The following is a 19,485-nucleotide window of genomic DNA, read 5'->3' as shown; positions in this document are numbered from 1 at the left end:
TGACCCTGCTCCTGGTCTTCGCCGAGCGCACCTTCGGGCTGCCGATCTTCGATCCCGCCCGCGGCGGCGACCCGATCCTGTTCCAGCACCTGTTCTGGTTCTACTCGCACCCGGCGGTCTACATCATGGTGCTGCCGGCGATGGGCGTGGTCTCGGAGCTGATCACCTGCTTCGCGCGACGAAAGGTCTTCGGCTACACCTTCATGGTCTACGCCCTGGTGGCGATCGCGGTGATCGGCTTCTTCACCTGGGGCCACCACATGTTCACCTCCGGCATGTCGCCCTACGCCGCCCTGGTGTTCTCGTTCCTGTCCTTCGTCGTGGCGGTGCCGTCGGCGATCAAGGTGTTCAACTGGACCGGCACGCTCTATCGCGGCCAGGTCGGGTTCGAATCGCCGATGCTCTACGCGCTCGGCTTCGTCGGGCTGTTCACGCTCGGCGGCCTCACCGGCCTGTTCCTCGCCTCGATCCCGATCGACGTCCACGTCCAGGACACCTACTTCGTCGTCGCGCATTTCCACTACATCATGGTCGGCGCCTCGGTCTCGGCCTATTTCGGCGGCCTGCACTTCTGGTGGCCGAAGATCACCGGACGGACCTATCCCGAGACCTGGGCCCGGTTCGCCGCGATCCTGATGTTCTTCGGCTTCAACCTGACGTTCTTCCCGCAATTCATCGCCGGCTACCTCGGGATGCCGCGGCGCTACCACGTCTATCCGCCGGAGTTCCAGATCTGGAACGTGCTCTCGTCGGCCGGCGCCGCGGTGCTGGCGGTGGCCTACCTGATGCCGCTCGGCTACCTCACCTGGTCGCTGCTGTTCGGCGATCGGGCGACGAACAACCCGTGGGACGCGAGCGGGCTCGAATGGCGCACCACCTCGCCGCCGCCGCGGCAGAACTTCTTCGGCTCGCCCCGGATCCAGGGCGGGCCGTACAACTACCATCCGGAAGGGGTCGCCCCGGTCCACGACCAGCCGCGGCTTCCCTCGCGGGGGTCGCTGACATGAGCCGCGCCGACGTCGAGGCCTGCCTGCGCGAGGGACACCCCGACATCGAGGCTCGCCTGCGCGAACCCTGGAGCGACCTCGAGACCGACCATGCGACCGCCTTCGCGCGCCAGCGCGACGGCGCCACCTTCGGGATCTGGGTCTTCCTGGCGAGCGAGGTGCTGTTCTTCGGCGCCCTGTTCCTGACCTACACTGCCGCGCGCCTGGCGAACCAGGACGCCTTCGCGGCCGCCGGGCGCGAAACCAACATCGTCTTCGGCACCCTCAACACCGCGATCCTGCTCACCAGCAGTCTGACCATGGCGGTCGCCTCGCAAGCCGCCGAGAAGGGGCTATTCCGCCGCTTGACGCTCTGGTGCCTCGCGGCCACCGCAGTCTTCGGCCTCGCATTCCTGGTGGTCAAAGGCTTCGAGTATCGCGAGGATATCGAGAAGCACCTGGTGCCGGGTGCGCATTTCGCCCTGAGCCAGGCGCCGGCCCAGATCTTCTTCGGCTTCTACTGGCTCGTCACGGTGGTGCACGCGATCCACCTCAGCATCGGCATCGCCCTGGTGACGCGCCTTGCTGTCATGGGCTGGCGCGACGTCGACTTCCTCGAGGAAAATCCGCAGGTCGAGGTCACGGCGCTGTACTGGCACCTCGTGGATGTGGTGTGGGTTTTCCTCTACCCGATGCTCTACCTGCCGGGACGGTCCGGATGAGCGCAGAGGCCGAATCCAAAAGCACCGAGACCCCCGGCGCCCTGTGGCGCCGCAACCTGTGGGTCTGGGCCGGCCTGATGCTCTTTCTCGCCCTGAGCACCTGGGCCGCCTACTGGCCGTACGGACGCATTGACACCGCCGTGGCATTCGGGATCGCCGGGGTCAAGACCGCGCTCGTCGCCCTGGTGTTCATGCGGCTCAAGCACGCCAGCGGCCTCGTCCGCGTCGTTGCCGCCTGCGGCCTGTTCTGGGCCGCGATCCTGTTCACCTTGACGCTCGCCGATGTGCTGAGCCGGATGGCGAACCGGTGAGAGACACTGAGGTGCGTCGTCGCTGGGACGTAACCGCGGGTGCATCATCATGCCCTGCATCTCTGCTCACTCAGCGCTGGCTCCCGGGTCGATGGCTCTACGGGTCGCCGCCGGTCGGCCTCGGCGTGCGGCGCGCCACAGGACCGAGTCGCGAGGGCACGAACAAGCGTAGTTGATAACAGTTGTCGCGTGAGGCCGCGACGGCGCGCCTCGCCGAGAGACCTGATCGCCGAGAGACTGGATTGCGAGGGCTCATGACCGCCGAACCCGCCTCGACCCTGCTGCGTCGGCCCGGTCCGCCGGATCTCGTCTCGGATGTCGATCCGCTGAAGGCCTTCGATCCGCGCTTCGCCGAAGCAGTCCCGCCCCATGCCCGCCTAGCCTCGCTCTACGGCCAAGCGGTCTTCAGCGAGGGTCCGGTGTGGTGGTCCGCCCGAGAGATTCTCATATGGTCGGACATCGAGGGCCGCCGCGTGCTCGGCTGGCATCCGGATGGCTGCGTGCGGGTGGTGATCGACGCCACGCCGTTCATCAATGGCCACACAGTCGACCACGGCGGCGATTTGATCCACTGCGAGCACGGCAACCGCCGCTTGTCCCGCACCACGCCCGATGGACGCTATTCCGCGGTCGTCGAGACCTACGAAGGCCGTCGCTTCAACGCGCCCAATGACGTGGTCTGCGCCGCCGACGGTGCCCTGTGGTTCACCGACCCGGCCTACGGTCTGCGCCAGCCCCGACAGGGCGCACTGGCCGACTCGGATCTCGGCCATCACAGCGTCTATCGGGTCGATCCGGTGACCGGCAGCGCGCGCCGCATGGCCGATTTCGGCCAGCCGAACGGCCTCGCCTTCGCGCCGGACGGGCGGACGCTTTATGTGAGCGACACTTCGCGCACCGAAGGCGGCGGCGGACATACGATCCACGCCTTCCCGGTGCACAGCGACCATAGCCTCGGTGCGCCGCGCGTCTTCGCCGAGATCGAGCCGGGTGTGCCCGACGGCTTCCGCGTCGACCGCCGCGGCTGGATCTGGACGAGTTCGGGATCTGGGGTTCAGGTCTTCTCGGCGAAGGGCGAGCGGCTCGGGCTGATCCCGACGCCCCAGACCTGTTCGAATTGCTGCTTCGGCCCAGGCGAGCGGCGGCTGTTCATCACCGCCCAAGCGCACCTTTACTCCATCGATCTCGCGGACGTGTAAGCCGGGCCTTAAACCGCGCGCCGCGCATTCCATGTCCAACGGGAGCCTCCCTGCAACGTCCGGAAACGTTCCGGCCAGGAACCTCCCTGGGGTATGCCGGTTAGCTCAGTGAGAGAGGTAGTGCCCCAAGGGCACGTGGGAGAGCCGGTCGCCGCATCCGCCGCAAGCCTCCCGACCGCGAGGGCTCCCGGCCGGGATCGCGATGCCGCCCGACCCCAAGGAGTAGCCATGGCCGACGCCGTCGCCGATTTCTTCTGGAAGCGTCTCGCCGAATGGGGGGTGAAGACGATCTTCGGCTACCCGGGCGACGGCATCAACGGCCTGCTCGGCGCGCTCCAGCGCAACGACCTGCCGTTCGAGTTCATCCAGGTCCGCCACGAGGAGATGGCGGCCTTTATGGCGACCGCCTACGCCAAGTTCACCGGCGAGGTCGGCGTCTGCCTCGCCACCTCGGGCCCAGGGGCGACGCACCTTCTCACCGGCATGTACGACGCCTATTCCGACCACGTGCCGCTGCTCGCCATCGCCGGCCAGCAGGCGCGCAACGTCAACGGTGCCCACTACCAGCAGGAGCTCGACCTCACGAGCGTTTACAAGGACGTCGCGGCCTACGTGCAGCAGGCCGCCTCTCCGGCCTCGGTGCGCCACATTGTCGACCGGGCGATGCGCATCGCCAAGGCCGAGCGCAAGGTCGCGGCGATCATCCTGCCGAACGACCTCCAGGACGTCCCCTACGAGGCGCCGGTGCGCAAGCACGGCAATACCTTCTCCGGCGTCGGCTGGACCGCCCCGAGGGTCGTGCCGTTCGAGGCCGACCTGCGCCGCGCCGCCGACGTACTGAACGCCGGCGAGAAGGTTGCGATCCTGGTCGGCGCCGGCGCGCTCCACGCCACCGACGAGGTAATCGCGGTGGCGAACTGCCTTCAGGCCGGCGCCGCCAAGGCGCTGCTCGGCAAGGCGGCGCTCCCCGACGACCTGCCCTTCGTCACAGGCACGATCGGGCTGCTCGGCTCCAAGCCGTCCTCCGACATGATGGCGGAGTGCGACACGCTCCTGATGATCGGCTCCGGTTTCCCCTGGGCCGAGTTCCTGCCGCAGGAAGGTCAGGCCCGCGGCGTGCAGATCGACCTCGCGCCCGAGATGCTGTCCCTGCGCTACCCGATGGAGGTGCCGCTCCAGGGCGAATCCGCCGAGACCCTGCGCGCGCTGCTGCCGCTCCTGGAGCAGAAGAAGGAGGGCGGCGCCTGGCGCAAGGGCATCGAGAAGGGTGTCGCCTCCTGGTGGAAGGAGGCCGAGGACCGCGCGATGGCCAAGGCCAACCCGGTCAACCCGCAAAGGGTGACCTGGGAGCTGTCGCCGCGGATGCCCGACCGGGTGATCGTCACCTCAGATTCCGGCTCTTGCGCCAACTGGTACGCCCGCGACCTGAAGATGCGTCGCGGCCAGATGTGCTCGCTCTCGGGCGGCCTCGCCTCCATGGGCGCGGCGGTGCCCTACGCCATCGCCGCTAAGGTGGCGCATCCGGACCGGCCGGTGATCGCGTTGGTTGGGGACGGCGCCATGCAGATGAACAACATGGCCGAGCTGATCACGGTCTCGAAGTACATGCATCGATGGCCGAACAAGACTTGGATCTGCTGCGTCTACAACAACGAGGACCTGAACCAAGTGACGTGGGAGCAGCGGGTGATGGAGGGCAATCCGAAATTCGAGGCGAGCCAGACGATTCCGAACGTCCCCTACCACAAGTTCGCCGAGCTGATCGGCCTGCGCGGCATCTACGTCGCCGACCCCGCCAGGATGGGCGCGGCCTGGGACGAAGCGCTGGCGAGCCCGGTGCCGGTGGTGCTGGAGGTCAAGACCGATCCGGAGGTGCCGCCGCTGCCGCCGTTCTTCACCTTCGAGCAGGTGAAGAACTACATGTCTATGCTCGGCAAGGGCGACCCCAAGGAACGCCACCTCCTGGTCGACACCGCCCGCCAGGTGCTGAGCTCGGTTCTGCCCGGCGGCAAGAGCTGAGATCGGGCGCGACTACAACGTGGGATGATCCGGGCGGTGCAGGCAAGGCATACACCGTTCCCACCGACGCGCCCGAGTCGGACGGGACTCGCCCATGCCTGAGACAGGACGACGATCGTCGTCGCCTATATCGAGACCGAGGGCGAGACCAGCCTCGGCTATAGCGACACTGATGCCGACGTCGCTCGTCTGAACAGAGACGATGCTGGCGCCGCGCTTCTCCGGCCTTGAGACAACGACGAGGCGTTCAATCGGCTTGCGTCCAAGTTCATTCGCCAGGCTCGTTACCGATGACTGGTTGAAATCCCCCTATCGCTCCAAGCCGTTGAGGCAATGACCGCTATTAAGAGCGCCTAACAGAACCGTTGGATCTGGTTGAGTGTGATGAGGCTGGCCTGGATGAGGGTGAAGGCCTCGTAGATGTCGGCGCGTCGTTCGTAGCGGACGGGCAAGCGACGGGCGCGGTTGAACCAGGCATGGCTGCGCTCGACCACCCAGCGATGCCGTCCGAGCCTGTCGCTTCTCTCGATGCCGCGTCGGGCAATCCGCGAGGTGATCCCACGCGCCCGGCACTCCTGCCGCCGCACTCTCGCATCGTAGGCCTTGTCGGCATGTAGCTTGTCGGGGCGCCGGCGCGGACGTCCACGCCGCCCGCTGCGCAAGGGCGGGATCGCGTCCAGCGTCGGGGCCATCAGCGGGCTGTCGTGGCAGTTGGCGCCCGTCAGGACGAGGCCGAGCGGCGTGCCGCGCGCGTCGGTGACGAGGTGGCGCTTGGTCCCCGCCTTGCCGCGGTCCGTCGGGTTCGGGCCGGTGGCAGGCCCCCTTTTTTCGCCGGCACGCTCGCGCTGTCGAGGCTCGCCCGGCTCCAGTCGATCTCGCCCGCCGCATGCAGGCGTTCAAGCAGTACCTGATGCAGGCGCCCCCACACGCCGGCCGCTTGCCAGTCGCGCAACCGACGCCAGCAACTCATGCCGCAGCCGCAGTTCATCTCGGCCGGCAGCATCTCCCAGGGGATGCCCGAGCGCAGCACGAACAGGATGCCGGTCAGAGCGGCGCGGTCGTCCACCCGGGGACGCCCGCCCTTCGGGCGAGGCGGGTGCGGCGGCAGAAGCGGGGCGATCGCAGCCCAGAGATCGTCAGGGAGAAGCGGGCGAGCCATACCACCCCAACGCCCAACCGACCCGATCGTGCCGTTCTGTTAGGCGCTCTAAGTCACGGGGTTCACACCAACGCCGGAACTTCAGTTAGAAAAATAATGTGATGGTTGCGGTTCCTAAGTTCGCTACTTCCTACTCAGCGGACATTCAGACCGTCAAGCTGATATGTCTGTTAGGGGTGGAAAGCAGACGCTCCGGATCAGGTTGTGCTTCGGAAAGGGCCGATCAGCCGCTCGTATTCCCGTTCAGCGATGCCGTAGGTTTCTCCTGCTGCGGTCTCAAGCTTGGTGCGATCCCGAACGATGATCCGCCCCCGCTTCGCCCAGATCATGCCTTCCCCCTCAAGCGTGTGGGTGGCCAAGGTCACCGTGGCGCGCTGCACCCCCAGCATCGGCGACAGGAACTCGTGCGTGAGGGGAAGCTCGTCTCCGTCGAGCCGATCGTGCGCGAGCAGCAGCCAGCGCGCGAGCCGCTCCTCGACCGTGTAGCTGCCGTTGGAGAGTGCCGTCTGCGACAGGATCAGCAGGAAGACCTGGACGTAGCGCATCAGCAAACTGGTTAGGACGGGGCTCTGCCTCATGGCCTCGCGCAGGCGTTCGGCCTCGATGCGTAGCCATGTCCCAGCCACCTGGATCTCGGTTTCGTGGGGCGTGCGGTCGGCCCCGAGAACCAGGGCGGTGCTCCCCATCCCCTTCCGACCGAAAATGCCGACCTCCAAGTTCCGCTGATCCTGGGTCTTGGAGATGATCGAGGCGAGGCCGCTCTCAGGGAAGTAGGCGTGGGAGAACGGCTCGTCGACGCTGATGGCGACCGCCCCTCGCTCGAACGACACGGGCACAAGATGAGGTGTCAGCAGCGCGAGATCGGCAGGCGGCAGGGCTTGCAGGAGGCGGTTCTGCAACTGATGGGTCATGGCCATCCCGATTGCCGCATCGGGCCAGTGCCTGAGCGTGAGCATTTGGAAAGCGTACCTCGCATCACCCGATCAACGCGTCATTCGCTTAGGTGAACGGTCCGCTTGGGGTCCAGGCTGTGTGAAAACGCAAAGGCCGCAGAAGGATCTCCCCCTCGTCTAACCTGGGCAGCGGCCGCATAGGCATCCCGAGGGCACTCGGCTGTAACCCCGGGTCCCTGGACGGCGGCAGCGCAGAAGATTATTCTACAAATTCGGGGTGCGCCTGAGTTTTCACACACCCTCGGTCGGGAGCGGCGGTTCAGGGCCTCTTGGCCCAGGGTCGGCTCATGGCGCGTTGCCGAACAATCTTGGAGCCGGCGTCACATCCTTGTCAGCCGTAGCCGGCCGCTCGGGTCCCCTCCCCTGCTACTCCAGAGAACAGCCTACATGATTTCGGGCTGTGTGAAGCTTGCCGTGTACCACTGCGGGCCGACGTGCGGCCGGCTGGGCCGCATGAGGTTTGCTATTTTCGGCGTCGATTTCAGGCGTCCTGTCACCGTCGCAAACAGCTTGTCCCCGAAGGAGCCTCGCGCGCGGTCTGTCACGTTCGCGCGCACTTTGTCACCGCGCCCGGCCTCACGGCCCGGGCTGGATGACATCGGGAAGGTAGGCGAGCGGGTCGTAGTCAGGAACCGCCGGCTCCAGCACGGCCTCGACCAGCTTCAGCTTCGGCTCCGACCGGGGCGGCATCGGGGGGGCCGAGCCTAAGCCAAGTATGATGCAGGCGAACCCAGCCGTCTCCCTTCGCGAGGACCTGCTCGGTCTGCGTCCAGCCGTCGATCTGCCGGGGATGTCCTTTAAGATGCCTCATGAGGAACGGCCTGGTCTCGCCCCGCGGCATGTACTCGATCCAGTTGGAGAGCGTAGGCGCACCGGCGAGATCGTCGTCGGACGGCATCCAGCCAGCGGCCAGGCGGGCCAAGTCGGCGTTGCGCCGGTGGTTGAACCGGGCAATCTCGGCAAGCGGAAGCGGCTTGTACCTCATAGTGGGACATTCCTCGAAAACGCGATGTTGATGCACCGCCCGAGTCTCCACAACCCAATAGAATAGCACCAGGCCTACGTGCCTTCCTCGCCCTCTCGGTTGATCCCCGACGGCGGGAGGTCGGCCGAGATTTAAGGTCGTCAAGCGTGTCCCGGTTCGCGCGGCTCCAGGGTTAGAGGAGCTCTACCGGCTCGACGAAGCGCGTCCCGAGGGCGGTGAGGCGGTACTCGACCGCCTGGGCACCGCGCCCGCCACGTGCCGAGTGATGAGGCCGCTGCCCTTTATCTCGCGCAGTATCTGAGTGAGCATCTTCTCGGAGAAGTTAGGCAGGCTGCGATGGAGCACGCCCGTCCGGTAATTGCTCAGGGGGTGCGCTCGATCACGGCGTGCGACTGGAGTGACCTCGCACGGCGGCGACGAGGGCACGAGCAAGCCACGGATCCGGGCGATGTTGGCCGTCCACCTGCCGCTGGAACAGACCGTAGTGCCGGACGCGGTGGAAGCTGTCGGGTAGCACGTGCAGCAGAAAGCGGCGGATGAACTCGTCCGGAGCCAGCGTCAGGGTCTTGATTCCCTCGCGGCCCGGCGTCCCGTCTCGCGCGCGGTAGTCCTTCCAGCGGAACGTGACGCCGCGCTCGTCGAGGGCCAAGCGCCGGCTGTTGGCGTTGGCGACGCGGTGGGTGTAGCGCGACAGATAGGCGAGCACGGATTCTGGCCCGGCGAAGGGCCGCTTGGCGTAGACCACCCACTCGGTCCGCCGCATCGGTGCCAGATGGGTCGCGCAGGCATCGGCGTCGGCGAGAGCCGCCAGCTCGCCGTGGAAGGCGAGCCGCCCAGCACGATGGGCCTCGGCCAGTCGGTCGAGGAACAGCCGGCGGAACAGGCGGGAGAGCACCCGCCAGGGCGCGCAGCCGTTGACACAGATCTGCGTTCTCACCCCGGCTGCTGCGGTAACGGGCCGAGGTCCGGTCAAAACCAAGAATGGCGCACGCCCGCCACTCCGAGAGGTCGAAGCCCGCCCGCGCGTGCGCCACGGCCTCTCTCCTGGTCACGGGCGTTACCACTTTTTTGCAGTGACATCCCGCAGCACGGCCATATTCAGCATGGCCTCGGCGAGCAGCTTCTTGAGCCGAGCGTTCTCGTCTTCGAGCGCCTTCAGCTTGCGGGCCTGCGACACGTCGAGGCCATCATACTTTGCCTTCCACTCGTAGAACGTCGCGCTGCTGATCGCGTGCTTGCGGCAGACCTCCGCTGTCGCGATGCCCGCCTCCTGCTCGCGCAGGATCGCGATGATCTGCTCTTCCGTGATGGTGTAGCTGACGGTGCCGATATCAGTCATATCGGTCTCGACCGTGACCGTGCCGTCGGCTGCCAGTCGCACCCGCGCGCCGGACTTCATCACCATGTTGTTGCGGAACGGCGGACTACGCGGCCATCGAGGCGGCCAATGCCGAACTCGCCGACCCGCAGGCGTCGGAGTTCTGGACGGCGGTGAACTACAGCGTGATCAACTGCCTCGCGCCCTAACCCGCGACGGAGCGGTAGCCTGCAAGTCGGGACAGCCGCCCGTGCCCGGGGCGGTTTGGGCGGCCTCATACCTGCCCGACGTGCTGGCGCGCTCAACGAGGGTAGGCCTGATCAGAATTTCGCGGGGCCCGCTCGCGTCCGCCTCGATCATCTCGAACGCCTGTGCAGCGACTTCGGCGAGGCCAACGTCCACGGTGGTGAGGCCGTAAGGCGGCCAGGCCGACGCGGCGACGTTGTCGTAGCCGGCGACCAGCACGTCCTCCGGGCACCGCAGCCCGAACTCGTGCCGGAGCGCGTCGATGGCGCCCATCGCGGTCAGGTCGTTCAGGCAGAACAACCCGTCAGGCCTGGGACCCGAGGCGTAGAGCGTTCGCGCCGCCTCGTAGCCGCCACGGTGGTGGTGGTCGCCCTGCGCCCGTGCGTAGCCGTCGACGCCAAGCGCTCTCAGCCCGTCCCGGAAGCCGGCCTCGCGGCGCTCCTGGGCCAGCGTGCCCGGTGGTCGGCCGGCGACGTAGCCGAAGCGCCGGGCGCCGCGCGCGTGCAGCAGGCGCGCCACCTGGGCGCCCGCCCAAACATCGTCTGTCGCAACCGTGCGCACCCACGCGTTGGTCTTCGAGGAGTTCATCGTGACGACGGGCATGCCGAAGCGCGCCAAGGCCTGCGCCACGTCCGGTTCGTTGACGGACAGCGAGGTCAGGACCGCGTCGACCTGGTAGCCGGAGAGCGGCTCGACCGCAGAGGCGAGCGCCCACTCGTCCTCCACCTGCACCAGCATGACCTGGCGCCCGGACCGCTGCAGACCTCCCGCAAAACTCTCCAGCGCCATAGCGTGGAACGGATTGGACAGGCCGCCGACGGCCACCGCGACGATGCCGGAGCGGCCGGTCGTGAGCGAGCGCGACAGCAGGTTCGGCCGGTAGCCCAGGCTCTCGGCCGCGGCGAGCACCTTGGCGCGCGTCGCCGCAGAGACGATGCCACCCGGCGTGAAGGTCCGCGATACCGCCGACTGCGACACGCCAGCCAGGTGCGCGACCTCGACCGAGGTGGGTTGCCGCCTCTTGCTCACCTGCCCCGCCTCCGCGCCAGCCATTGCCGCCGGCGCACACCCCCTATGTGCGCCGGACTGCATGCGCATGCAACATTCTCAGCGTGAACAGGTTGAGGTCGCGAGGGCCGGATGTCCTCCAGCCCCCTCAGCATCGCCTTCCGAGAGCCCGCATCATGTCGGAACGTCCCGATCCGTCTCGCCGCCTTCTGATCGGCGGCCTCACCACCGGCGTCGCAGCAGCGCTTGGCGGGGCAGGCCTCGGCGTGAGGTCCGCCGCCGCCGATACCCCGACGGTGGCGCCGAACCCGGCCGCCTCGTACCCGAAGCCGCCGTTCCAGGATCAGCAGCAGCCCTGGCCGGGTCTCGCCGCCCGCATGAACCCGCGGCCCGACCACGGCGAGATCAGCTACAAGGGCTCCGGGCGTCTCGCCGGCCGCAAGGCCTTGTTGACCGGCGCCGACAGCGGCATCGGCCGGGCGGCCGCCATCGCGTTCGCCCGCGAGGGCGCGGACGTCGCCTTCAACTACCTGGCCGAGGAGGAGGAGGACGCCCGCGAGGTCGTCGACCTGATCCGCAAGGCGGGCCGCAAGGCCGTGCCGCTGCCCGGCGACATCCGCGACAAGGCCTTCTGCCGCAAGCTCGTCGACGATGCGGCCCGCGAACTCGGCGGCCTCGACATCCTGGTCAACAACGCCGCCTACCAGAAGGCGGCCAAGTCCATCACAGAGATCTCCGACGAGGAGTTCGACCGGACCTTCCAGACTAACGTCTATGCGATGTTCTGGATCACCAAGGCCGCCATGGCGCACCTGAAGGCGGGCGCGGCCATCATCAACACCGCCTCGGTCAACGCCTACGAGCCGTCCGAGACGCTGATCGACTACGCCGCCACCAAGGCAGTCATCGCGAACTTCTCCAAGGGCCTCGCCAAGCAGCTCGCGCCGAAGGGCATCCGGGTGAACGCGGTCGCGCCGGGCCCATTCTGGACGCCTCTTCAGGTCAGCGGCGGCAAGCTGCCGGGCTCCCTGCCGCAGTTCGGCGCCGAGACGCCGATGGGACGGCCAGGCCAGCCGGCGGAGCTCGCCGGCATCTACGTGCTGCTGGCCTCGAACGAGGCGAGCTACTCGACGGGGCAGGTCTTCGCCGCCGTCGGCGGACGCGGCGGTCCCTGATCACGCCGGCGCCTGCCCGCACCGACAATCCCCCAACCTCCATCCCATACGGAGACCCGCATGAGCCTCGCATCCGCCCTCGGCCTGAGCTCGGGCAAGAAGGTCCGCTACGCTTTCGTCGCGCTCGGCGACATCACCCAGGAAGCGATGCTGCCGGGCGTGAAGCACACCGGCAACTCGGAGGTGGTCGCCTTCGTCACCGGCGACCCAGAGAAGGCCCGCGGCGTCGGCGAGCAGTACGGCGTCACCGACAGCTACGGATACGAGCAGTTCGGCGAGCTCCTCGCCTCGGGCAAGATCGACGCGATCTACCTCGCCACCCCGAACTGGCGCCACGCGGAGTTCGCGATCCCCGCCTTGAAGGCCGGCATCCACGTGCTGGTCGAGAAGCCGCTTGAGGTCTCGACGAAGAAGTGCCGCGAGATCCTGGAGGTGGTCAAGACCTCGTCGGCCAAGCTGATGGTGGCCTACCGCCTGCACTTCGAGCCAGGCACGCTCGCGACCATCGACCTGATCCGCTCGGGCAAGCTCGGCGAGCTCCTGACCTTCTCCTCGACCTTCACCCAGATGGTCTCGCCCGAGAACCACCGGGCGAAGAACGGGGTCGAGGCCGGGCCGATCTTCGACATGGGGCCCTACCCGGTGAACGCCGCCCGCTATGTCTTCGGCGACGAGCCGACCGAGGTTGTCTCGGCCGTGGGCGTGCGCCATCCGGAGGCGGGCCTAGGCGACTTCGACGACACGGTCGCGGTGACGCTGCGCTTTCCCGACAACCGCCTGGCGCAGTTCGTGCTGTCCTACTGGGGCAATACGCTCGACACCTACGCGGTGGTGGGCACCAAGGGCAGCGTCGAGGTCAATCCCGGCTACATGTACGGCAAGCCGCTGGAGCACACCGTCACGCTCGGGGAAGCTAAGAGCCACGAGAGCTTCAAGAACACCGACCACTTCGGTGGGGAGCTCAAGTATTTCTCCGACTGCCTCCTGAACGGCAAGGATCCCGAGCCGGACGGCGAGGAGGGCTACGCCGACGTGCGCGTGCTGGAGGGCATCGTGCAGGCCATCAAGACCGGCGGCTCTGTGAAACTGGAGCCGTTCACCCGCACGAAGCGGATCGACACGAAGGCTCAGCGCGAGACGCTGAAGGCCCAGAAATCACCGGAGCTCGTCAACACCTCGAACCCCGGCAAGGGCAAGGAGAAGGTGCCGAAGAACTGACGGCCATCCCGGAACCAGCGCCCGAACCCCGACCCGGCAGGATCATGAGCGAGCAGACGAGCGCCGACCCCGGCGCCACGCAAAGCACCCGGCTGCCAGGCTCGGAGTTCCCGATCCAGGACTACGCCGCCCTGGGCGACGGGCGCTCGGTCGTCCTCGTGGCATCGGACGGTGCCGTGGCGTGGTGGTGCGTGCCCGAGATGGACTCGCCCCCGCTGTTCGACAGCTTGCTCGACCCGCGAGCCGGCGGCTTCTTCCAGGTCGACGCCGAGGGGGGCCGAGTGGTCGAGCGTCGCTACCGGCGGGACAGCAACGTGCTCGACACCGTGCTCGCCTCGGACACGGGCCGGGGGCGCCTGACCGAGTCCCTCAACAGCTCTACCGCCGGCCGCCTGCCCTGGTGCGAGCTGGCGCGGCGCGTCGAGGTTCTGTCGGGCACGATGACCTTCCGCATCCGGGCTGTCTTTGGCACGCGCGGCGACACCGCCTCGCCCTGGCTGCAGCCCAACCCGAACGGCTGCGTCTTCCATGTCGGGCCAGTGCTCGGGATGTTCCGATGCAGCCACAACGTCCGGGTCACCGAGGAGGAGGACCGCACCATCGCCGCCACCGTGACGCTCTCCGAAGGCGAGCGCGCGACCGTAGCGCTGCTGGCGGGCGAGGACGAGCCGCTCGGCGTGTCCACGATGGAGGAGGTCGACACCCGCATCGACGTCAGCGACGAGGCTTGGCGGCGCTGGGCGGAAGGCCTGCGCTACGACGGCCCGCACCGCGACGCGGTCCGCCGCAGCGCGCTCGCCCTCAAGCTGCTGCTCTACTCGCCTTCGGGCGCCATCGCGGCGGCCGCCACGACCTCGCTGCCGGAGGGCATCGGCGGGGAGAAGAATTACGACTACCGCGACGCCTGGATCCGGGATGCGGGTTACTCGGTGGCCGCCTTCCTGCGGGTCGGGGCGATGCCGGAGGCGAAGGCCGCCTTCTCCTGGCTGATGAAGCGGCTCGACCAGCACGGACCCCGGGTGCTCTACACCCTCTGCGGCGACGTTGGGCCCGACGAGCGCGCCCTGGAGCTGCTGGGCTACCGCGGCTCGCAGCCGGTCCTGGTCGGCAACGCCGCGGCGCTGCAGCACCAGCACGGCATCTACGGCGACATCTTCGAGACCGCCAGCCTGTTCGTCGCCGACGGCAACGTTCTGGACCAGAGGAGCGCGGCGACCCTGTCCGCGCTCGCCGACCAGGCCGCCGACCGCTGGCGCCAGAAGGATGCGGGCATCTGGGAACTGCGCGAGCCGCAGCATTACACGATGTCGAAGATCAGCGCCTGGCAGGGGCTGGCTCGGGCCGTCGAGCTCGCCGAGGCCGGGCACCTGCCCTCCACCTGCGTGCCGCGCTGGCAGCGCGAGCGCGACCGCATCGCCGCCTGGATCGAGGAGCACTGCTAGTCGGAGCGGCGCCAGGCTTTCGTGCTCCACCCCGGTACCGAGCGGCTCGACGCCTCCCTCGCGCTCGCGGTCCGGTTCGGCTTCGACGGCCGGGACAGGCTGTCTTCGACCCTCAACGCGATCCGCGAGGAACTCGGTCGCGGGCCCTTCTTCTACCGCTGTTCCGGCGCCGAGCAGCATGAAGGCGCGTTCCTCGCCTGCTCGTTCTGGCTTGCCGAGGCCCTGGCCGAGCTCGGTCGCGAACTGGAGGCGGAGGAGATCCTCACCGGCACGCTCCGCGCCCTGCCCGAGGGTGTCGGCATCTCAGCGAGATGGTCGACCCGGACACGGGCGACTTCCTCGGCAACACGCCGCAGGGCCTCAGCCACCTCGCCCTGATCCATGCCGCCTGCACGCTTCGTGGCGACCGGAACCGTCCTGTAAGATCTGCCTGATGACCCTTGTCGATCTGCCTGAAACCGCTCCGCTTATAGGCCCGCACGAGTATTGCAAAACGATGCGGCGCAACGGTCGCTTTTTGCTGAGTTCCCTCCTCACCGAACTTCGCTCTCGATTTTGGCTTGTAAAGCCAACGCCGCGGGGCTTGCGTGATTATGGCTTCCTCTAAACTGAGTCGAGTCACATCCCTCGGAAGGTGGGAAAGATCGATCTCCACTGCTGCAATATTCAGGTCGGCAATATCTGCAATTTTGACCGTGTCGCAGGGGTGGGATACGCGCAACTCTACGAGCAGGTCGCGTTCGCCCTTATGCACAATCACGTTGGGAACGATGGTAGCGAGACGATGCTCGAGCAAAGCGGCATCGAAATGAAACATCTCACCCAAGTATCTGGCTCTCGCAGAGGTCCCAACTGCACGCTCAACCGCCGGGAGGAAGAGTTCGAGGCGACGGGCGAGGCAATCCTTCGCAAATTTGTGCAGGGCAGTCTCGGCACCAGTCTGACATGCCGGTGTTTCAGCCGTTCCGTAGTGGCCGAAGTGATGGTCCTTCAGATCTCCCTTGCGTGCCACCAGGGGCGCCTTGCAGCCCGGGCAAGCGCAGTTGCAGGCAAGGCCCGAGCACACCTCGGAAATGTGGAGAATCGTACCATCGGGTCTTTCGCCGAACACAAGGCTGTCCGAGCCAGCCCATCCCGTCGCATGCATGCCAACCGGATCCGATCGCCTGCTTATTACCATCCAGAAATGCTCGGACGTATTCAATCACGAAAGTTGTATTGCGACACTGGCCTGCTCGCCTCCAGCGAGTGCTGTAGCACACACGCAGATGAGCATCGGGTTCCTACATGATGTTCATCCTCATCGCAGCCCCTGATCATTTCAGGTGATACGAACAAAACGATGGTGCTGTCATGTTGCTCCGTCTCTCGTCCATGGCCGTTGCGCTCCTCACGACCGCCATCAGCCTCGGGCTGTTAGCGATCGCTGCTCACGGCTGAACCCACCCATCTAGTTGAAGTAGGCTTGCTACGGTCGGCCACTGGCACGCGTGTTTCAAGCAAACACGACCTCTACGCCCGGCAGCGGCAGGCCCTCGAACCGCGTGCTCCAGGTCTCACCTGCCGAAATGGGCAGAGCCCGGGTGAGGGTTCCGGTCGTAATCACCTCGCCGGGCGCGAGTGGCGGGCTCTCCGGGTCGCGGGCAAGCACCTCAACGAGGTGCTGTAGGGCTGCGAGCGGGCCGCGTCCGAGCACGTTCTCGGCCCGCCCACGATCTGCCTCAATGCCGTCCCGCGATAGCGTGATCCTGAAGCTCGCGAGCCACTCATGCCAGGACTCGATCGTCGCGGGCATGACTGCGGTTGGCGGGCCGATCAGGAGTGCGCCGTGAAGACCGAAAGCTGCCACCGTGTCGGCGGCCGTGAAGCGCCAACCGGGAAAGAGGGACTGTACCACCTCAAAGCCGTGTGCCACCCACTCGATGCAGGAGAGGAGGGAACGCTCGTCCATGTCGGGCTCCGGTGACCGACAGAGGCCAAAGACGATTTCCGGCTCGATCCGCGGCTCGACAACCCCAGAGAGATCAAACGAGCCGCGACAGTCGGTAAGGCGGTGCAGGGTTATGTCGTAGACATAGCCCCAGATGGGCGCGTGGACAGCGTACTCGTCCCAGATCGTGGTGTTTGTGAAGCCGATCTTACGTCCGACCACGCGCGCGCCTCGCGCCTCGCGCATCCGGCGAACAGCCGCGGTCACCCGGTACGCTTGGTTCAGGCTGAGACCCTGGTCCTCCGCAACGATCGACCGAATCTGGCGTCGTTCATCAAAGGCTGCGAGTACCTCGCGAGCCATGTCGTCCGCCAAACTCATATAGCCCTCCTGAACTCTGCCATCTCGCCCACCGCAGATCGATCCCACGAGGTGCCATGACCCTCTACCAGAACACGCCGACCGTCGTCGTTGTCCTCGTTCCCATCGGTGGCGGCCTGCTGATGATCCGCCGAGCGCTTCCAGGCAAAGGACAAGGCAAACTTGCGTTGCCCGATGGCTACCAGATGCTCGGGCAGAAGTGGCAGGCGGCAGGCGCCGCCGAGGTATTGGAGGAGACCGGGGTCGCGCTCGATCCGACATCGCTCCGGCTGGTAACGATTGTGACCACGCCAGAACTCCGCCAAAACCTGCTGTTCTACCGCAGTCCATCAGTGGCGCGCCCCGGAACATTCGCGCATGACGATGAAGTGTCAGAAGTTCTGATGATCCACCAGCCTGTCGAAACGGCCTTCCCGCTGCACACCGAGCAGGTTCGCACGTTTTTCGGAGTGCCGTAACTACCTCCTCCGCTCACACTGCGACGAGCGCTGGGCTGGTTGGTGGGCACGAACAGCGCGATGGGCAGCCATTGCTCGTGCGACACCCACACCCACACCCTCGTCCTACCTCTCTCCTCGCTCACGTCGCGCGTTTCTACAGGGTTTGAACAGCCGCGTTGGAGCGTGCAGCCCCGGGTTGTGCATTCCTGCCAAGTTTGGCAGCTTGGAAGCCGTTTAGAACCCGGCGCGGGCATAGTGCTGCTAGGAGGCTAAATGCTGAGCCCCCTCATCCAGAAGCTCGGAATACGCTCCCCTCTGTCAGACCACGACAGGAAGGCGTTGCAGCAGGTATGCGGCAGGGTCGTCTCGGTCGGCGCTCATCAGGATTTAATTGAGGAGGGCGACGCCTCCGATCACGTCACCTTCATCCGGAGCGGCTTCGCGTGCAGGTACAGGATCCTTCCTGACGGCGAGCGGGCCATCATCGCCTATCTCGTTCCGGGCGACGCCTGCGACCTCTACGCTCCGCTTCTCGGCCACATGGATCATGCCGTGGCCACCCTCACGCGCTGCGACGTGGCGGTCGTGTCGAGGCAGGACTTCGACGTGCTCACGTCGGATTATCCGGCCATTGCAGGCGCGCTGCACGTCTCGGACCTCGTGGATGAGGCGATCTCACGCGAGTGGCTGGTGAGCATGGGCCGCCGCTCGGCGGAGAAGCAGATCGCTCACCTCCTCTGTGAGTTGCTGGCCCGACTTCAGGTGGTCGGACTGGCGACCTCCGACAGCTACGACTTCCCGATCACACAGGCGGATCTAGCCGACGCTTCTGGTCTTTCAGTCGTTCACACCAACCGCGTTCTTCAGACACTGCGTGCCGAGGGACTAATTTTGCTGAGGCATAAGAACCTCTCCGTTCCTGACCTGAGCCGCCTGCACGCATTCGCCGACTTCGACATCAGTTATCTCCACCTCCGTTCAAGTCCGAACCGTTCCGCGCCCATTCAACTCAGGTCTGGCCCAATCCGGCTTCAGTGAACATTTCCGTCGTGGGTTGCATGATCATGTTGGGAGAGAAGCTTCCCGACTTGGAACAGGGTGATCTCGATCATCTGCATCAGCACGATGTCTCGCGCAGCCTGGGCAGCACTGTGTGCCAGCATGAGATGATCGGCAACTCGGTCGAGTGGACTGAGCGGCTCGAACCCGGGTAACGGCTCTGGAGGATCGAACACATCAAGCTGTACGTCCGCTGCTGTCGGCTGGTGCTCGCCGCCACTGCTCAATGATCCGAGATACCCGAGAAACACCGATGTGTTCGGACAGAACAACGGGATCGCGCTGCTGCGGACCCATATGTACTCGAACGCCCTGGATTGTGGATCGGCGGCGAAGTCGGACCCCGGGCTGGATCAGAGCGAAGCCTTCGAAGCGATGTTGGAAATTGCCGTTGATGCGGGGTCCCGATCGGCGCCGATTGGGACCCCGCTCAGAAATCATCTTCTAATTTCAAATCAATGATTTGGGCCGATCTCCCAAAGGGGAGCCACTTCGGTGCTGATACACACTGTAGATCATCTCACACGCACAGGCTGGAGGGCGGATGTGCGCTCGGACCGGCACCGCACGGTCCCGCGCGCCCCTAGCCTGTGCGGTTCGCTCGCCAGCCACCAGCTGCGTGAGGGTGCAAGCTTAACCCGGGCACCCCCTCCCGATCCCATGCCCCTGGCGTCATGGGATCGGGGGCCATGGGAGATGGGAATTCCCCCATCAGGAACGGCCCGCCCCCATCGCCAGCGAGATTCCTGGGGTGCCCCGGGCAGGAGGGCGTGGCGGGCGTCCAGGCGCCTTGGCGGGGCATGCGAGAAACCTGTGGCGAGGCCGAAGATTCCTGCGGCGGGCCCATGGCGGCCCATGGGGAAGGCCTCGCCGGGGCGGCCTGAGCCCCGCGCGGAGCCCAGCTAGGACCGAATCGCCCGTCCTAGGCCAACGG

17 protein-coding genes and 2 pseudogenes are annotated in these 19,485 nt (G+C 66.5%); 11 read left to right on the top strand and 8 right to left on the bottom strand.

Annotated elements, in window-relative coordinates; translation table 11 throughout:
- From MFF64_RS30145 to MFF64_RS30125, 5 genes are all read left to right on the top strand, one after another.
- Positions 1-1,007: cytochrome c oxidase subunit I (locus tag MFF64_RS30145; protein ID WP_238193159.1), on the top strand; the 1,007-nt coding region annotated here is incomplete at its 5' end.
- The gene (locus MFF64_RS30140; RefSeq protein WP_238193158.1) at positions 1,004-1,708 is read left to right on the top strand and encodes a cytochrome c oxidase subunit 3; all 705 of its coding nucleotides are present in this window, start codon (positions 1,004-1,006) and stop codon (positions 1,706-1,708) included. The genes MFF64_RS30145 and MFF64_RS30140, both read left to right, overlap by 4 nt.
- The gene (locus tag MFF64_RS30135) at positions 1,705-2,019 is read left to right on the top strand and encodes a cytochrome C oxidase subunit IV family protein (RefSeq protein WP_099900207.1); all 315 of its coding nucleotides are present in this window, start codon (positions 1,705-1,707) and stop codon (positions 2,017-2,019) included. The genes MFF64_RS30140 and MFF64_RS30135 overlap by 4 nt, the downstream gene beginning before the upstream one ends.
- A gap of 254 nt (positions 2,020-2,273) precedes the next feature.
- Positions 2,274-3,218 carry an SMP-30/gluconolactonase/LRE family protein gene (locus MFF64_RS30130; protein WP_099900209.1) on the top strand — a complete coding sequence of 315 codons (945 nt, stop codon included), beginning with the start codon at positions 2,274-2,276 and terminating at the stop codon, positions 3,216-3,218.
- A 228-nt stretch (positions 3,219-3,446) separates the two neighbouring features.
- Complete coding sequence (locus MFF64_RS30125) at positions 3,447-5,237, top strand: thiamine pyrophosphate-requiring protein (protein ID WP_238193157.1); 1,791 nt, start codon at positions 3,447-3,449, stop codon at positions 5,235-5,237.
- Positions 5,238-5,590: 353 nt separating this feature from the next.
- On the opposite strand, the gene MFF64_RS30120 is transcribed toward MFF64_RS30125, so the two are convergent.
- From MFF64_RS30120 to MFF64_RS30095, 6 genes and pseudogenes are all read right to left on the bottom strand, one after another.
- Positions 5,591-6,396, bottom strand: a protein-coding gene (locus MFF64_RS30120) for an IS5 family transposase (protein WP_099900213.1) whose coding sequence is annotated in 2 segments (ribosomal slippage) — positions 5,591-6,060 and positions 6,060-6,396 — 807 coding nt in all. Because the reading frame shifts where the segments join, the coding sequence is not laid out codon by codon here.
- Between the two features lie 197 nt (positions 6,397-6,593).
- The gene (locus tag MFF64_RS30115; RefSeq protein ID WP_238193156.1) at positions 6,594-7,352 is read right to left on the bottom strand and encodes a Crp/Fnr family transcriptional regulator; all 759 of its coding nucleotides are present in this window, start codon (positions 7,350-7,352) and stop codon (positions 6,594-6,596) included.
- A gap of 1,165 nt (positions 7,353-8,517) precedes the next feature.
- On the bottom strand, positions 8,518-8,643 hold the full coding sequence (locus MFF64_RS30110; protein ID WP_238193161.1) for a hypothetical protein: 126 nt from the start codon (positions 8,641-8,643) through the stop codon (positions 8,518-8,520).
- Between the two features lie 84 nt (positions 8,644-8,727).
- Positions 8,728-9,238, bottom strand: a pseudogene (locus MFF64_RS30105) (IS91 family transposase); the annotation flags it as partial.
- A pseudogene (locus MFF64_RS30100) lies at positions 9,231-9,616 on the bottom strand (transposase); the annotation flags it as partial. The pseudogenes MFF64_RS30100 and MFF64_RS30105, both read right to left, overlap by 8 nt.
- Before the next feature lie 225 nt (positions 9,617-9,841).
- Entirely contained in the window at positions 9,842-10,927 is a 1,086-nt protein-coding gene (locus tag MFF64_RS30095) for a LacI family DNA-binding transcriptional regulator (RefSeq protein WP_238193155.1), read from the bottom strand.
- A gap of 155 nt (positions 10,928-11,082) precedes the next feature.
- Between MFF64_RS30095 and MFF64_RS30090 the strand changes: the two genes are divergently transcribed.
- From MFF64_RS30090 to MFF64_RS30075, 4 genes are read left to right on the top strand one after another with little or no spacing between them, the layout of a single operon-like run.
- Positions 11,083-12,081: an SDR family oxidoreductase gene (locus MFF64_RS30090; RefSeq protein WP_133123356.1), complete on the top strand. Its 999-nt coding sequence runs from the start codon at positions 11,083-11,085 to the stop codon at positions 12,079-12,081.
- Between the two features lie 60 nt (positions 12,082-12,141).
- The gene (locus MFF64_RS30085; RefSeq protein ID WP_238193154.1) at positions 12,142-13,299 is read left to right on the top strand and encodes a Gfo/Idh/MocA family protein; all 1,158 of its coding nucleotides are present in this window, start codon (positions 12,142-12,144) and stop codon (positions 13,297-13,299) included.
- 44 nt (positions 13,300-13,343) lie between these two features.
- Positions 13,344-14,741 (top strand): glycoside hydrolase family 15 protein, encoded by a 1,398-nt coding sequence (locus tag MFF64_RS30080; protein WP_238193153.1) that lies wholly within the window; start codon positions 13,344-13,346, stop codon positions 14,739-14,741.
- Between the two features lie 21 nt (positions 14,742-14,762).
- Entirely contained in the window at positions 14,763-15,119 is a 357-nt protein-coding gene (locus tag MFF64_RS30075; RefSeq protein WP_238193152.1) for a hypothetical protein, read from the top strand.
- Positions 15,120-16,236: 1,117 nt separating this feature from the next.
- On the opposite strand, the gene MFF64_RS30070 is transcribed toward MFF64_RS30075, so the two are convergent.
- Positions 16,237-17,052: a 2-keto-4-pentenoate hydratase gene (locus tag MFF64_RS30070; protein ID WP_238193151.1), complete on the bottom strand. Its 816-nt coding sequence runs from the start codon at positions 17,050-17,052 to the stop codon at positions 16,237-16,239.
- Positions 17,053-17,108: 56 nt separating this feature from the next.
- Here MFF64_RS30070 and MFF64_RS30065 point away from each other — a divergent pair, with 56 nt between their 5' ends.
- Together MFF64_RS30065 and MFF64_RS30060 are read left to right on the top strand one after the other, a co-directional pair.
- The gene (locus MFF64_RS30065) at positions 17,109-17,510 is read left to right on the top strand and encodes an NUDIX hydrolase (protein WP_238193150.1); all 402 of its coding nucleotides are present in this window, start codon (positions 17,109-17,111) and stop codon (positions 17,508-17,510) included.
- Between the two features lie 255 nt (positions 17,511-17,765).
- Positions 17,766-18,530, top strand: coding sequence for a Crp/Fnr family transcriptional regulator (locus MFF64_RS30060; RefSeq protein ID WP_238193149.1), 765 nt, complete (start codon positions 17,766-17,768; stop codon positions 18,528-18,530).
- Here the strand turns inward: MFF64_RS30060 and MFF64_RS30055 are convergent.
- Positions 18,524-18,802 (bottom strand): hypothetical protein, encoded by a 279-nt coding sequence (locus MFF64_RS30055; RefSeq protein ID WP_238193148.1) that lies wholly within the window; start codon positions 18,800-18,802, stop codon positions 18,524-18,526. The genes MFF64_RS30060 and MFF64_RS30055 overlap by 7 nt on opposite strands.
- Positions 18,803-19,485 lie beyond the last annotated feature (683 nt).

Source organism: Methylobacterium frigidaeris, assembly GCF_022179185.1.
Taxonomy (GTDB): Bacteria; Pseudomonadota; Alphaproteobacteria; order Rhizobiales; family Beijerinckiaceae; genus Methylobacterium; species Methylobacterium frigidaeris.
This window is presented reverse-complemented; position numbering and strand designations above follow the sequence as displayed.